The sequence below is a fragment of the Collinsella sp. LCP21S3_A3 genome, from assembly GCF_052118905.1.
GTDB lineage: Bacteria > Actinomycetota > Coriobacteriia > Coriobacteriales > Coriobacteriaceae > Collinsella.
The window spans coordinates 160466-173923 of the sequence record NZ_JBQKGH010000004.1; the positions used below are offsets into that span (position 1 = coordinate 160466).

General features: G+C 64.1%; 14 protein-coding genes and 1 tRNA gene. All 15 read right to left on the reverse strand.

Translation table 11 applies throughout. The annotated features are described in order from the left end of the window. Positions 1 to 2: 2 nt before the first annotated feature. Positions 3 to 674 (reverse strand): ribulose-phosphate 3-epimerase, encoded by a 672-nt coding sequence (gene rpe / locus ACTQ0H_RS03720; RefSeq protein WP_441547833.1) that lies wholly within the window; start codon positions 672 to 674, stop codon positions 3 to 5. Between the two features lie 18 nt (positions 675 to 692). Next, positions 693 to 1700 carry an NAD(P)H-dependent glycerol-3-phosphate dehydrogenase gene (locus ACTQ0H_RS03725; RefSeq protein ID WP_441547834.1) on the reverse strand — a complete coding sequence of 336 codons (1008 nt, stop codon included), beginning with the start codon at positions 1698 to 1700 and terminating at the stop codon, positions 693 to 695. 9 nt (positions 1701 to 1709) lie between these two features. Continuing rightward, complete coding sequence (gene plsY / locus ACTQ0H_RS03730) at positions 1710 to 2393, reverse strand: glycerol-3-phosphate 1-O-acyltransferase PlsY (protein ID WP_441547835.1); 684 nt, start codon at positions 2391 to 2393, stop codon at positions 1710 to 1712. Then, positions 2386 to 3720 (reverse strand): ribosome biogenesis GTPase Der, encoded by a 1335-nt coding sequence (gene der / locus ACTQ0H_RS03735; protein WP_427748050.1) that lies wholly within the window; start codon positions 3718 to 3720, stop codon positions 2386 to 2388. The genes plsY and der overlap by 8 nt, the downstream gene beginning before the upstream one ends. Positions 3721 to 3730: 10 nt before the next feature. Further along, on the reverse strand, positions 3731 to 5173 hold the full coding sequence (locus ACTQ0H_RS03740) for a DUF512 domain-containing protein (RefSeq protein ID WP_441547836.1): 1443 nt from the start codon (positions 5171 to 5173) through the stop codon (positions 3731 to 3733). A gap of 2 nt (positions 5174 to 5175) precedes the next feature. After that, the gene (locus tag ACTQ0H_RS03745) at positions 5176 to 6075 is read right to left on the reverse strand and encodes a 4-hydroxy-3-methylbut-2-enyl diphosphate reductase (protein WP_441547837.1); all 900 of its coding nucleotides are present in this window, start codon (positions 6073 to 6075) and stop codon (positions 5176 to 5178) included. Between the two features lie 2 nt (positions 6076 to 6077). Further along, positions 6078 to 6806, reverse strand: coding sequence for a lysophospholipid acyltransferase family protein (locus ACTQ0H_RS03750; RefSeq protein WP_441547838.1), 729 nt, complete (start codon positions 6804 to 6806; stop codon positions 6078 to 6080). 3 nt (positions 6807 to 6809) lie between these two features. Next, entirely contained in the window at positions 6810 to 7496 is a 687-nt protein-coding gene (cmk, locus tag ACTQ0H_RS03755) for a (d)CMP kinase (protein ID WP_441547839.1), read from the reverse strand. A gap of 66 nt (positions 7497 to 7562) precedes the next feature. Continuing rightward, on the reverse strand, positions 7563 to 8528 hold the full coding sequence (locus ACTQ0H_RS03760; protein WP_441547840.1) for a pseudouridine synthase: 966 nt from the start codon (positions 8526 to 8528) through the stop codon (positions 7563 to 7565). Next, the gene (scpB, locus tag ACTQ0H_RS03765; RefSeq protein ID WP_441055625.1) at positions 8515 to 9243 is read right to left on the reverse strand and encodes an SMC-Scp complex subunit ScpB; all 729 of its coding nucleotides are present in this window, start codon (positions 9241 to 9243) and stop codon (positions 8515 to 8517) included. Before scpB ends, ACTQ0H_RS03760 begins: the two co-directional genes overlap by 14 nt. Positions 9244 to 9254: 11 nt before the next feature. Beyond that, positions 9255 to 10064, reverse strand: a complete 810-nt coding sequence (locus ACTQ0H_RS03770) for a segregation and condensation protein A (RefSeq protein WP_441537368.1) — start codon at positions 10062 to 10064, stop codon at positions 9255 to 9257. Positions 10065 to 10148: 84 nt separating this feature from the next. Continuing rightward, positions 10149 to 10832, reverse strand: coding sequence for a site-2 protease family protein (locus ACTQ0H_RS03775; RefSeq protein WP_441547841.1), 684 nt, complete (start codon positions 10830 to 10832; stop codon positions 10149 to 10151). 9 nt (positions 10833 to 10841) lie between these two features. Then, complete coding sequence (locus ACTQ0H_RS03780; RefSeq protein ID WP_164473297.1) at positions 10842 to 11138, reverse strand: hypothetical protein; 297 nt, start codon at positions 11136 to 11138, stop codon at positions 10842 to 10844. Then, positions 11125 to 13155 (reverse strand): ABC-F family ATP-binding cassette domain-containing protein, encoded by a 2031-nt coding sequence (locus tag ACTQ0H_RS03785; protein WP_441547842.1) that lies wholly within the window; start codon positions 13153 to 13155, stop codon positions 11125 to 11127. Before ACTQ0H_RS03785 ends, ACTQ0H_RS03780 begins: the two co-directional genes overlap by 14 nt. A gap of 75 nt (positions 13156 to 13230) precedes the next feature. Next, positions 13231 to 13303, reverse strand: a tRNA-Ala gene (locus ACTQ0H_RS03790). Positions 13304 to 13458 lie beyond the last annotated feature (155 nt).

A 13458-nucleotide genomic window follows, 5' to 3' on the forward strand; every position in this document is an offset into this window, starting at 1 on the left:
GTTTATGCCTCCTGTGCGGCCTCGTTGCCCAGCTTCTGCAGCAGCGCAACCTCGGCGGCGGGATCTTCGGACTTAAATACGGCGGAGCCGGCCACGAGCACGTTGGCACCGGCGTTGACGACCTCGGCGATGTTTTTGGAAGAGATGCCGCCGTCGACCTCGATCATGGGCGACACACCGTGGCGCTCGCACATGGCCTTGAGCTCGTGGAGCTTATGCAGCGTGCCAGGGATAAAGCTCTGGCCGCCAAAGCCGGGGTTCACGCTCATGAGCAGCACGATGTCGACGACCTCGATGATGCTCTCGAGCACGCAGACGGGCGTGGCGGGGTTGAGCACCACGCCGGCCTTGACGCCGCGCTGCTGCAGATGCGTGAGCGTGCGGTGCAGGTGCGTGGAGGCCTCGTAGTGCACGGTGATCATATCGGCGCCGGCGTCGGCATACCAATCGACGGTCTCGTCGGGGTTCGACACCATCAGGTGCGCGTCGACCGGCACCTTGGTGGAGCGCTTGACGGCCTTGAGGATTTCGACGCCAAAGGTGAGGTTGCCGGTAAAGTGACCGTCCATGACGTCGAAGTGCACATAGTCGGCGCCGGCGATCTTGTCGAGCTCGCCCTTGAGGTTGGCCATGTCAGCCGAAAGGACGGACGGAGCGATTTTGATGGAACCCATGGTAGTAGCCTTTCTGCGCTAGTCGGTGAGTCCGTAGAACTCTTGAGAGGGGACGCGGTCGGTAAGGATCTCGAGCGCCCTATCCAAAGTAACACCGTTGTAGAGCGTTTGCTCCACGGCAAAGGTGAGCGGAATGTCTACGCCCAGCGAACGGGCGAGCTCGCTCACGCTGCGGGCGGCGACGGCGCCCTCGACCACCATATGCGTGCGCGCCTGGTACTCGTCGAGCGATACGCCGTGGGCAAACTCGTAGCCGAAGGTGCGGTTGCGCGAATGCTCGGAGGTGCAGGTGGCAATAAGGTCACCCATGCCGGCAAGACCCATACAGGTCATGGCCTGGCCGCCGCGGGCGTGCACCAGTCGGCTGATCTCGGCCAGGCCGCGCGTCATGATAAGGGCGAGCGTGTTGTCGCCCGCGCCGGTACCGGCGGAGATGCCGCACACGATGGCGATGACGTTTTTCATGGCGCCGCAAACCTCGACGCCGGTCATGTCCTGCGACAGGTAGATGCGGAAGGCCGTGGATAGGAGCAGGTCCTTAAAGGTCTCCCCTACCTGCGAGTCTTTGCTGGCGATGACGGCGGCGGAAAGTCCGCCGCGGCATATCTCCTCGGCATGGTTGGGGCCCGAGAGCGCCGCCACACGCGCCTCGTTGCCGATCTCGCTGGCGATGACCTCGCTCATGAGCATGCCGGACTCGGGCTCGATGCCCTTGGTAAGGCACAGAACCGGCGTCTCGTCCGCGATGAACGGCGCCGCCTGGTGGCAGACGTCGCGCAGGTGCATGGAGGGCACGGCAAAGATGATCGCATCGGCACCGTCGAGCGCCCGCGACAGGTCCGTGGTGGCGACGACATTGCCGGGCAGCTCGTAATCCACCAGATACCGGGGGTTTAGGTGCTCGCCGTTAATGCCGGCGGCCGTCTGCTCACTATGGGCCCACATGGTCACGCGCTCGGCTCGCGCGGCGGCAAGGCCGGCGACGGCGGTTCCCCAGGAGCCGGAGCCAATCAGCGCAACATTCATGACTCTCTCCTACTTATCGTCGGGCTCGGTGACGCGCTTGGTAAACGAGAGCTTGGATTCCTTACCCGTCATGAGCTTTTTGATATTCGAGCGATGGGCCCACACCACGGTGATGCCGATCATCGCCATACAAAACTTGAGGCCCAGGCTGCTGTACGGAAAGACCGCGCAGGCGGCGATGGGAAGACCGATGGCCGCGGCAAGCGAGCCCACCGACACATACTTGGTGATGGCAACGGCCACGATAAACATGCCCAGCAGCGAAAGTCCGATGGGCCAGTACCAGGCGAGTATGACGCCCAGCCCCACGGCAATGCCCTTGCCGCCACGGAAGTTGAGGTAAGGCGAGAAGATGTGTCCCCACACGGCAGCCAGGCAAATGACGCCGAGCATCCAGTCGCCGGCGGCACCGGGAGCCATGATGCTCACCGGGAAGCCATAGCCCACGCTCGCGATGAGCGGACGCGCGATAAGGACGCAGATGGCGCCCTTCAAGCAGTCGAGCAGCAGCGTGAGCGCGGCGACCTTGGGGCCGGCTACGCGCAGGGCGTTGGTGGTGCCGATGTTGCCGGAGCCCGCCTTGCGAATATCCGTGTGGTTGAACACACGGCCCAGGATCAGGCCAAACGGAATCGCTCCGATAAAGAACGAGACCACGGCGCAGATGGCGGTCAGCAGAATCGGATTATGCATCCTTTTGCTCCTTCTTCCTAAAGAAGAGTCGAATGGGCGTGCCGGAAAAATCGAAGGTCGAGCGCATGCGGTTCTCCACATAGCGCTGGTAGGTGTCGTTGACCAGGTCGCTGTGGTTGACGAAGAACGTAAACGTCGGCGGGTTGACGCCCGTCTGGGTCACGTAGTGCATGCGCAGGCGACGCTTGCCGTCCACCACGGTGTGGCCAAACTCGCGCAGGTCGGTGAGGAAGGTGTTGAGGCGCGAGGTGGTGATCTTTTGCGAGCGCGTCTTCTCGGCGGCGTCGACCATCGCCCAGATCTTCTCGACGCTACGGCCGGTCAGGGCCGAGATGCGCAGGTACTGGGCCCAGGGAGCCATGACGCCCAGACGGCGGTCGACGGTCTCCATGCAGGCCTCGCGCTTGCGGTCGTCGTCGAGCAGATCCCACTTGTTGAGCAGTACGACGATGGCGCAGCCGCGTTCGATGGCCAAGCCCATGACCTTCTGGTCCTGCTCGGTAACGCCCACGGAGGCGTCGACGACGAGCAGTGCCACGTCAGCACGGTCGATGGCGCGCAGGCCGCGGACCATGGAGTAGTACTCGATGTTCTCGTACACGGTGCTCTTCTTGCGAATACCCGCGGTGTCGACCATGCGGTAGTGCTTGCCGTTGCGCTCCACGACGGTGTCGATGGCGTCGCGCGTCGTGCCGGCGATGTTGGACACGATAGAGCGGTCGGCACCCAGGATGCGGTTGAACAGCGAGGACTTACCGGCGTTGGGGCGGCCGATGATGGCGACGTTCAGCGCGTCGGGGAACTCGTCGGCGACCTCGTCCTCCTCCTCGGGCAACAGGGCAACGATGTCGTCGAGCAGGTCGCCCGTGCCGTGGCCGTGCAGGGCCGAGAGCGGCGTTGGCTCGCCGATGCCGAGTGAATAAAACTCCCAGATGCTGTCGTTTTCGCGATCGGGGTTGTCGAGCTTGTTCACCAGCAGAAAGACCGGCTTGTCGCAGCGCTTGAGCATGCGGGCGACCGACTCGTCCTCCTCGGTGACGCCGGTGCGGCCGTCGACCACAAACAGGATGACGGCGGCTTCCTCGGCGGCGGCGAGGGCCTGGTCGCGGATGGAGGTGGCAAAGACGTCATCGCTCTTGAGCGGCTCGATGCCACCCGTGTCGACGATGGTGAACTCGCGGCCGTTCCAATCGGCCGTGTGGTAGGAGCGGTCGCGCGTTACGCCGCGGGACTCATGGACGATGGCGTCCGAGGTTTGGGCCAGGCGGTTAACGAGCGTGGACTTGCCCACGTTGGGGCGTCCGACGACGGCGACGATAGGTTTCATCTGCACTCCTTTAATGGGTAGGGTCAGCGGAATTAGTAGAGCCTGCGGGCACAATGCCAAGGATATGCTCCAGGGTATCGAGCAGCTCATGCGGCATGGTCGACACCACATGAACCTCGGCGCCGCGAGCTTCAAGGCTTGCGAGTAAATCGTCACGATGATACTCGTCAAGCGTCATGCCGTCAGCGTTGAACATGAGCTTAGGCACAAAGAGCATAACCCCCGAGAGGTCCTGCGGCAGCTGCTCCAGAATGTCGCAGGCGACGATGAGGCCGGTCACATCCACGTTGCCGCCAAAGTAACGGTTTTCGATAGCGGTGACGGTGCCGGCAAGGCCCCGTGGCGACTCCACAAAGCGCGCCACGGTGTCGCGTGCGCTGGTGCCGGAGAGGCACAGGAGGCGCTGGCCACGGGCGGCGATTGCCTCGCGGACGCGGCGCAGACGCTCGGCATCGGCGGTGAGCACATCGTCAGTCTCGTCCAAATACGAGCGGATCATACCGATGCCGTCGTAATACTGCGGGTAGCCGTCGTAAAAATCGGCCTGGGGTGGCTCGATGCCGGCGTCCAGATAGAACTCGTCGCTCATCTGGAAGGTGTGGCGGCCAAAGCGCTTGTAGGCACGATCCTGGAAGGGACGGATCATGGCAATGGTTTCGCGCGCGAGCTCAGGTTTGTCGCTGTATGACCAGGTAAAGCGCCTCTGATGCTTGGTAAAGCCCAGTGGCACAATGCCCAGGCTCGTGATCTGCTCGTGCTCCTCGCAAAAGCGTAGGGTCTTTTGCAGCTCCTCGCCGTCGTTCATGCCGGGACACAGCACAATCTGCGCGTGGATCTCGATGCCGGCGGCCATGATGGCCTCGAGCACGTCCATGCCGCGCTGGGCGTTGCGGCCCATCATGCGGCGGCGGACGTCGGGGCTCACGGCGTGGACCGACACGTTCATGGGACTCATATTGCGATCGATAACGTTTTGTACGTCCTCGTCGGAAAGATTCGTGAGCGTGACAAAGTTGCCCTGCAAAAAGCTCAAGCGGTAGTCGTCATCGCGAATATACAGCGTTGAGCGGCCGCCCTTGGGCAGCATGGTCATAAAGCAGAACACGCAGGCGTTCACACAGGTACGCATGCCGTCAAAGATGGGGCCGTCGAACTCAAGGCCCCAGTCCTCGCCGGGAAAGCGATCAAGCTCGACGGGGGTGACGGTGCCGTCGCGCGGGTCGAGAACCTCAAGTTCGACGGTGTCCTCGTCGGCCTCCCAGAGCCACACGATCATATCGGTCAGCTGCTCGCCGTTGACCGTGAGCACGCGCATGCCCGGCTCGATACCCACATCCCATGCGGGCGATTCGGGACGCACGTTCTTTACGAGCGCGCCCTCACCCGGCTCGGGGTCGCGGCTGCGCCCGTAATCGGCCACCTCGGCGGCGTATGCGGGTACGGTCTGGTCCATGATTAGCGACAAAGCTCCTTGATGCGCGCAACGGCGCGTTCGATGTGTTCTTGCGGAGTTGAGGCTCCGGCGGTGATGCCGATGCGGCGCGCGTTGGCAAACCATGCGGCCTCAAGCTCGGATGCTTCCTCGATGTGATGGGTGTGCTCGCAGACATCGGCACAAATCTGCGCCAGGCGGCGCGTATTGCCCGAATTTTTGCCGCCCACGACGACCATGCAATCACAGCGGTTGGCAAGGGTTGCGGCCGCCTGCTGTCGCTCGCTCGTGGCAGCGCAGATGGTGTTGATCACGCGTAGTTCCTGCACACGCGGAGTGATGGAGGCCACGACCTCGGCCAGGTTCTGCGCGGTTTGGGTGGTCTGCACAACCAGGCCCACCTTGCCCTTGAGCGGCAGCGCGTCCGCATCGGCGGCGCAACTCACGACCTGCGCGTCATCGCCGGCGTGGCCCAGGATGCCCTCGACCTCGGGGTGGCCCGGCTCGCCCACGACGATCACACGGTAGCCCTCGCGCACCAGGCGCTCGGCCGCCACGTGGACCTTCTTGACGTAGGGGCAGGTGGCATCGACCACGGTAAGGCCGCGCTCGCGAGCGGCCTCGATTACCTGCGGCACCACGCCGTGCGCGCGAATGACCACGGTGCCCGATGCGGCGTCGTCCAGGGTGTCGGCCAGATCAACGCCTGCCTCGGCGAGCTCGCGCACCACGATGGGGTTATGGATGAGCGGACCCAGCGTGTGGACCTGAGCGCTCTCCCCTGCCTGCGGCGCGGCAGCCAGGGCCATATCGAGTGCACGCTGTACGCCGTAGCAGGTGCCGGCATGCGCTGCGATTTCGATGGTGGGGGCGGCGGCCTGGTCGGACGCGGTCGCGGCGGTATTCATGACGTTCTCGCCCATGGCTAGAACCTGCCGGGGTGCTCGGCGCACAGGTCGTCGCGCATGGCGTAGACGCGGCTCATGGCCTCGGACTCAAACCATGCCAGGCGCTCCTTGCGCTTGAGCTCGGCCGGTGCGTCGGAAAGCGAGACGGCCTTGCCGGCACGGATCCAGCACTTTTTGGGGCGCATGAGCTTTTTGCCCGCAGGCGTGATATCGGACCAGCCGCAGATGGCGAGCGGGTTGACGGGCGCCTTGCCCATCTGGGCGATAAGCGCAAAACCGCCGTGGACCTCGGGCTTAATCTCGCGCGAGCGGATGCGCGTGCCCTCGGGGAAGATCAGGACGTCCTCGCCGCGCTGCAGCGCATGCTGGGCGGCACGCAGGCACTTCATGTCGGCGGTGCCGCGCTCGACGGGAATGCCGCCCACGCGGCTAAAGGCCCAGCGCACGATCCTGCTCTTGGCAAACTCGGATTTAAAAATGGGGCGAATGCGGCGGCCGCCAAAGAATAGCGCCGTCTCTACAGCAAGGAGCTCGGCCATCGAGGTGTGGTTGCAGATGACCACGCTGCCGCGGCCTTCCTGGCGTTCAAACAGCAGGTCGCTGTCCTCTACCTTCCAACGCCACATGAGCTTGGAGAAGACCCACAGGATGCCCATGACCACGAAGACGGTGCCACGGATGAGCACGGGGAACTCGGCATAAGGCGCGTTGTAGTAATCCTCGGGCGTCTGCTTAAACAGGCGCATGAGCTACCTCCTTTGGTTGATGAGGTCCTCGATTATCGAGACGACCTCGTCGATGGTGTGGGCGGTGGAGTCGACGTGCACCGCGTCCTCGGCGGGCACGAGCGGCGCGACCTCACGGCTGCTGTCGAGCTTGTCGCGCTGCTTGAGGGCGTCGAGCGTCTCGTCGACCTCGGCCTCGAGCTGCTCTTCGGTGAGCGGCTGGGCATCGTTTTGGTGGCGCTGCAGCACGCGGCGACGGGCGCGCTCGCGCGGATCGGCGGTCAGAAAGACCTTGACCTGCGCGTTGGGGAACACGACGGTGCCGATGTCGCGGCCCTCGGCCACGATATCGCGGTCCTCGGCGGCGCGGCGCTGATGGATGAGCATGGCGGCGCGTACGCCCGGGTAGGCCGAGACCTTGGAGACGTTGGCGTCCACCTGCGGGGTGCGAATGGCAGCCGAGGCGTCCGCACCGTCGATGGTCAGGCGCGTGTCCTCGCCGGTGCCGTTGATAAAGCGGATCTCGATCTGCTCGGCAAGGTCGTCGATGGCAGCCTCGTCGTCCAGATCGATGCCGCGGTCGAGCGCGGCGAAGGTGACGGCGCGATACATGGCGCCCGTGTCGAGCTTGTTAAAGCCCAGCTGGCGGGCAATCTCCTTGGCGATGGTGGACTTGCCGGATCCGGCGGGGCCGTCGATGGCGACGATCATGCAATGCTTCCTTTCGGTGGTTGACGTGCTGGTATGGGACGCGGGCGCTGTGGCTTGGCGGACTGGCTAGCCCGTGTAGCGCTCGCGGTAGGTGTTGCGCTTGGGCGCGGAGCCGTGGCTGCCGTGGTGACGCGTGCGGCTCGCGGTGTTGGTCGCCGGCGCAGCGCCGCGCTTGGAGATGGCCTGCTTGGGCGGGATGCCGCCGGCCTTGAGGATCTGTACCTCGCGGTCGGTGAGCTCGCGCCACGAGCCCTTGGCCACGTCCTTGAGCTCCAGGCCGGCAAAGTTGCAGCGGTGCAGGCGGATCACCGGGTGGTGGATCTTGCTCAACATGCGCTTGACCTGGTTCTTACGCCCCTCGCGGATGATGACCTCCACGGCGGTGGTGCCAGGCTTCACACCCTGCGGAGCCACGGCCTCGGCCTCGCGCGCGGTAATGACGCGGCAGATCGCCGGCTGGCACAGGCCGTCGTCGAGCTCGATGCCGCGGCGCAGCGGTTCCAAGTCGCGATCGGTCAGATGGCCGTCCACGAGCGCCTGGTAGGTCTTGTAGACGTGCTTGCTGGGGTGCAGCAGGTCCTGCGACAGGTCGCCGTCGGTGGTAAAGAGCAAAAGGCCCGTGGTGTCGCGGTCCAGGCGACCCACCGGGAAGAGCCCCGGAAAGCGGTCGCGCGGGACAAGGTCGGCCACACAAGGGCGCTCCTGCGGATCGCTCATGGTGGTGAGATAGCCAGTCGGCTTGTAGAGCATCAGGTACACGGCGCCCTGGTTGAGCTTGACGGGCATGCCGTCAACCTCGATATGGTCGCGGTCCACATCGACCTTGGTGCCCAGTTCGGTCGCGACCTGGCCGTTGACAGTCACGCGGCCGGCGGTCATCAGGTCCTCCGAGCCGCGGCGGCTCGCCACGCCCGCGCGCGCCAAAAAGCGCTGCAGGCGCATGGTGTGCGGGTAGACGGGCTGGGGGTCGATCGCGGGCGCGCCCGTGGCACCGGCGGCGCGCGTCTCCCCTGCTTCGCTAGTCCTCGTCATGCGTATCCTCCGCAGCGTCGTCGGTGGCAAGTGTTTCCTCGCCACCGACTGCCTCGACATCCTCAACATCGGTATCCAGCAGCTCGCGCTCTTCGTCCAGGTCCTCGACCTGCTCCTCGAGCGTAGACTGAATGCTACGGCCGCTCAGGCGCTCGCGGATAAATTGACGCGACTGCTCGTCGGGGGCAAACTGCTCCAGATCGGGAAGGTCGCGGGTGGAGCGCAGACCGAACTTCTCCAAAAAGGCGTTGGTCGTGCCGTAAATGATGGCCTGACCGCGCTGGGGGTCGCGACCGAGCTCGCGCACCAGACCCTTGTCAACGAGCGACGCGATGACGCCGTCGGAGTTGACGCCGCGGATGCCCTTGACCACCTCGCGCGTGACGGGCTGGTGGTAGGCGATCACAGCAAGGGTCTCGAGCGCCGCCTGCGACAGCTTTTGCGTGTCCCAGCTCAGCACATAGGACTCGACCACATCGTGGTAGGCAGGATGCGTAAACAGGCGCCAGCCGCCGGCGACCTCGCGCAGCTGAAAGCCGCGATTGGCCTCCTCGTACTCAACTTTGAGCTCGGCCAAAAGCGACGCGCACTCGCCGGGGGCGATATCCAACGCATCTGCCAGCGCGGGCGCGCTCACCGGATCGCTCGAAACCAGCAACAGCGCCTCGAGGGCGCCTTTGAGGCTGTTTGCCTCTAGCGTAGAAAGGGTTGACATGGTTGCCGCTCCTATTCGGTGAGCTCGGGGCCCTCGCCGGGCACGTATGCCTCGGCGCCCTCGACGCGGTTGATGCGGATGGTTCCAAAGATCTCGTCCTGGCTCAGGGTGAGCGAGCCTCGCTTGGCGAGTTCGAGCATGGCCAGGAAGGTGACGACGAGCTGCTCGGTGGTGGCGTCGCCATCCAGCAGCTCGCGGAAGGTGCAAGTTTGGTGCGCCATGGTAAAGCGGTCGACCGAGGCCACCGTCAGGTCGAGCGGCACGCGATGCGGCGCCACGTGCTCGGCCTCCAGCAGGAAGGTCTGGCGCTTGCCGTCCAGGTCGGCGCAGATGACGGCGAGGCCGCGCAGCGTGATACCGGCCAGGTAGTCGGGCATAAGGCCCAAGAACTCGGGGTCGGGGCCGGCCACGCGCGGATGCATGCGGCTTTCGGCCTGCATGCGCGCGCCAAGGGCCGCCGCCGCGCCCTTAAACTGCTTGTAGGCGATCAGGCGCTGGATCAGGACCTCGCGCAGGGCGTCGCCGTCGAGTGCGCTGAGTTCCTCGAGGTCTTCGTCAATCTCGTCATCGTCGTCGGCTTTGTGCGGGGCCTCCTGGGGCACCAGCGAGGCGGCCTTGATGTCCAAAAGGGTTGCCGCCACCAGCAGAAAGTCGCTCGCCACGTCCAGGTCCAGCGCCTCAATACGCTCGACCTCGGCCAGGTACTGCTCGGCCACCTCGCTGATAGAGATGGCGCCGATATCAACTTTTTGGCGGGTTACCAACTGCAGCAGCAGGTCGAACGGTCCGCTGTAGACCTGCGTCGACACGCGATACGACATCTTCGACCTCCTTTGACGGCGCCTTCGCGGCGCGGTTTGGGTGCATGTTGCGACCGTTTTGCACGGTCGACCTGTAAGTTTACCCTAGATGCCGGCGATTGCGAAGTTAAGCAGCTGCTCCGCCAGCGGATACACGGTAACGTCGAAATAGCGGCCGATCACGTCGATGCCGGTCCACATGGGCAGCAGATACAGCACGATGATGAGTATGGGCATGGCGTATTGCTGAAGTTGGTAGTAGTTGGCGAGTGCCTTGCCTTTGAGAAACGGCACGATGATCGACGAGCCGTCAAGCGGCGGGATCGGGATGAGGTTAAAGAACGCAAGCGACAGGTTGACCACGATAAAGGTGGCGCCGAAGTTCATGATTTGGGACGCTACGGCAAAGGACATGCTGGTGTAGAGGTTGCCGTATGCTGCGTGCATGATGGCGGCCGCAAGGCATGCCAGTGCGATGTTCGAGGCGGGGCCTGCCGCGCTCACCAAGACCTCGTCGCGCTTGGGATGCTTAAGGTTGTTGAGGTACACGGGCACCGGCTTGGCAAAGGCAAACACCGGGCCGCCGGCGGCGAGCATGAGCAGCGGCAGGAGGACGGTGCCAAACGGGTCAATATGGTTGAGCGGGTTGAGCGAGACGCGGCCGCGCGAACGGGCCGTTTTGTCGCCAAGCGCCCAGGCTGCGGCGGCGTGTGCGCTCTCGTGGATCACGATGCCCACGATGACGGCGACGGCACTGGCAAGCAGGTTCATGAGGTAGCTGCTGGACATGGCACTCCCCTAGCGGACGCGGCGCGAGGCGCGCGTGAGCAGGTAGTCGGCCACAAACAAAATGACGGCGACGATGGCGTAATCCAGGCGGAACACACCGCCAAAGGGCGATGTGATGACGCCGTAGCCGGCGATGGCGCTCGGCAGCGCGCGCGAAAGCTCAACGACAAAGCCCACAATCTGCAGCTTGGCGGTAAGGCCGCTAAAGCACAGCAGCACGGTCATCGCGCTCATAAAGATGCCGCAGATGCGACAAGCGATGGCGATGATGCTCATCGCCACGGCAGCGGCCTTACGAGAGTTCACGCGCGGTCTCCTCTTCGATTTGGGTGGAAAGCTCCAGCCATTCGTCCTCGAGCTTGGGCAGCTCTTGCTTAAGCCCGTTATATTCCCCCAGCGCGGCGTTGAACTTATCCTGATCGGCATAAAGCTCTTCGCTCGCCATCAATTCCATAAGCTCGTCATAGCGGGCGCGCTTTTTGTCGAGCTCGGCCTCGATCTTCTTGAGCTGGTTGCGCACGCCCTTGAGCTTTTTGTTGAGCGCGGCGCGGGCCTGGGCCTCGGCACGCTTTTGCTCCTTGGTCTTTTTGCCCTCGGCAGGCTTGGGGGCGGCGACGCTGGGCTGGGTGGAACTGGTCAGCTTGGTTGCTTTGGTCGTGGCCGGTGTGCTCTCCCCTGCCGCCTCGGCGGCGGCGCGGGCCGCGAGATCCTCGCGCTTGTAGAGGTAGTAGTCGTAGTCGCCGTCATAGACCGTGACCTTGCCATCGCGGATATCGATCACGCGGTTGGCCACGGCTCGCACCAGGTGCTCGTCGTGGCTAATCAGCACGATGGTGCCGGGGAAGTTTTGCAGGGCGTTCTCGAGCATGTCCACCGAGTCGATGTCCAGGTGGTTAGTGGGCTCGTCCAGGCACAGAAGTGCCTCGGGGGCCACGAGCATCTTAGCCAGGGCCAGACGCGCCTTTTCGCCACCGGAAAGAACGCGAACCTGCTTTTCGATAGAATCGTTGTCGCTAAACAGGAAGGCGCCCAGCAGGCTGCGCTGCTGCGGCACGGTCCACTTGGGCGTGACGGTGTCGATTTCTTGCAGGACGGTGTTGGACTCAGTCATGCCTTCGAGCGCGTGCTGGGCGTAATAGGCCACGCCCACGTTGGTACCCAGGTCGCGCGCGCCGGTAGTGGGCGGCTCCAGGCCGGCGATGATCTTCATGAGGGTGGACTTGCCGGCGCCGTTAGGGCCGACGAGCGCCACATGCTCGCCGCGATAGAGTTTGAGGTCGATATCGCTATAGATGTGCTTGTTGCCGTAGGACTTGGACACGCCCTCCAGGCCCACGACCATGTCGCCCGAGCGCGGCGGGTCGGGGAACTTAAAGTCGATGTGCTTGTGGCCTTCGGGCAGGATGACGAGCTCCTTTTTGATCTGCTCGATCTTGCGGATGCGCTCCTGCGCCTGGGCGGCTTTGGTGGGCTTGTAGCGGAACTTGTCGACGAAAACCTGCATGTGGGCGATGTCGCGCTCCTGGGCGGCACGCTTGGCGCGCATCTGCTCCAGGTTGTCCTCGCGCTGCTTGAGGTAGCTGCTGTAATTGCCGGTGTAGGTGGTCACGCGGCGGTTCTCGAGCGCGGCGACGTGGTCGACGCAGGCGTCCATAAAGGCGCGGTCGTGGCTGACGATGAGCACGGCGCCGTCGTAGTTGGCGATAAAGCCGCGCAACCACTGGACGCTTTCGAGGTCCAGGTGGTTGGTGGGCTCGTCCAGAAGCAGCAGGTCGGGATGGCGCAGGAAGAGCTTGGCCAGCGCGATGCGCATCTGCCAGCCGCCCGAGAACTCGGAACACGGGCGCTCAAAGTCGGTGACCTTAAAGCCCAGACCGGACAGGATCTTGCGGGCATTGCTTTCGAGCTCGTAGCCGCCCAAGTGCTCAAAGCGGTCCTGGACCTGGCCGTACTCGTTAAGGAGCGCGTCGACGTCCTTGCCCTGCTCAGAGAGCTCGGTGATCTGGGCCTGCAGCTCGTTGGCGCGCTCACCCATGCGGCGGATTTCCTTGGCGGCGGCCATGACCTCGGCGAGGATGGTCGTATCCTTGTGCTCCAGGTTGGTTTCCTGCTCGAGGTAGCCCACCTGACAGTCCTTGGAGTACTGGACCTGGCCGGCATCGGGGCTGTCGATACCCATGATGATTTTGAGCATGGTGGTTTTGCCGGCGCCGTTGGGTCCCACGAGCGCAAAGCGTTCGCCAGGGTTGATCTGAAAGGACGCGCCGCTAAAGAGGACGCGCGCGCCGAAGCTTTTTTCGATCTTGTCGACCAGGAGGATCATGGTGCCGCCTTTGACCTTGTGTGCCTATATGAAAAAAGGCCCCAACTTGCGTTGGAGCCTCATTCAATGCTCGGGTGGAGACGAGGGGGATCGAACCCCTGACCTCTTGACTGCCAGTCAAGCGCTCTCCCAGCTGAGCTACGCCCCCGTGCGAAGAAGTACTATACGGTAACTCCCGCGCCGATGCAAGGACAATTTCGGAAAAAACTTTCGGCTGCGGGGCCGGGGATGCGGGACGGGCTCGGGAGCGAGGGGCCCGCGGTGCCCGATCCGGCCCGCGGGGCGCGCCCCGCGGGCCGGATC

Bases quoted from the DNA above. Each gene is read 5' to 3' on its own strand.
- rpe (WP_441547833.1), bottom strand. From the start codon at position 674: ATGGGTTCCATCAAAATCGCTCCGTCCGTCCTTTCGGCTGACATGGCC.
- ACTQ0H_RS03725 (WP_441547834.1), bottom strand. From the start codon at position 1,700: ATGAATGTTGCGCTGATTGGCTCCGGCTCCTGGGGAACCGCCGTCGCC.
- plsY (WP_441547835.1), bottom strand. From the start codon at position 2,393: ATGCATAATCCGATTCTGCTGACCGCCATCTGCGCCGTGGTCTCGTTC.
- der (WP_427748050.1), bottom strand. From the start codon at position 3,720: ATGAAACCTATCGTCGCCGTCGTCGGACGCCCCAACGTGGGCAAGTCC.
- ACTQ0H_RS03740 (WP_441547836.1), bottom strand. From the start codon at position 5,173: ATGGACCAGACCGTACCCGCATACGCCGCCGAGGTGGCCGATTACGGG.
- ACTQ0H_RS03745 (WP_441547837.1), bottom strand. From the start codon at position 6,075: ATGGGCGAGAACGTCATGAATACCGCCGCGACCGCGTCCGACCAGGCC.
- ACTQ0H_RS03750 (WP_441547838.1), bottom strand. From the start codon at position 6,806: ATGCGCCTGTTTAAGCAGACGCCCGAGGATTACTACAACGCGCCTTAT.
- cmk (WP_441547839.1), bottom strand. From the start codon at position 7,496: ATGATCGTCGCCATCGACGGCCCCGCCGGATCCGGCAAGTCCACCATC.
- ACTQ0H_RS03760 (WP_441547840.1), bottom strand. From the start codon at position 8,528: ATGACGAGGACTAGCGAAGCAGGGGAGACGCGCGCCGCCGGTGCCACG.
- scpB (WP_441055625.1), bottom strand. From the start codon at position 9,243: ATGTCAACCCTTTCTACGCTAGAGGCAAACAGCCTCAAAGGCGCCCTC.
- ACTQ0H_RS03770 (WP_441537368.1), bottom strand. From the start codon at position 10,064: ATGTCGTATCGCGTGTCGACGCAGGTCTACAGCGGACCGTTCGACCTG.
- ACTQ0H_RS03775 (WP_441547841.1), bottom strand. From the start codon at position 10,832: ATGTCCAGCAGCTACCTCATGAACCTGCTTGCCAGTGCCGTCGCCGTC.
- ACTQ0H_RS03785 (WP_441547842.1), bottom strand. From the start codon at position 13,155: ATGATCCTCCTGGTCGACAAGATCGAAAAAAGCTTCGGCGCGCGCGTC.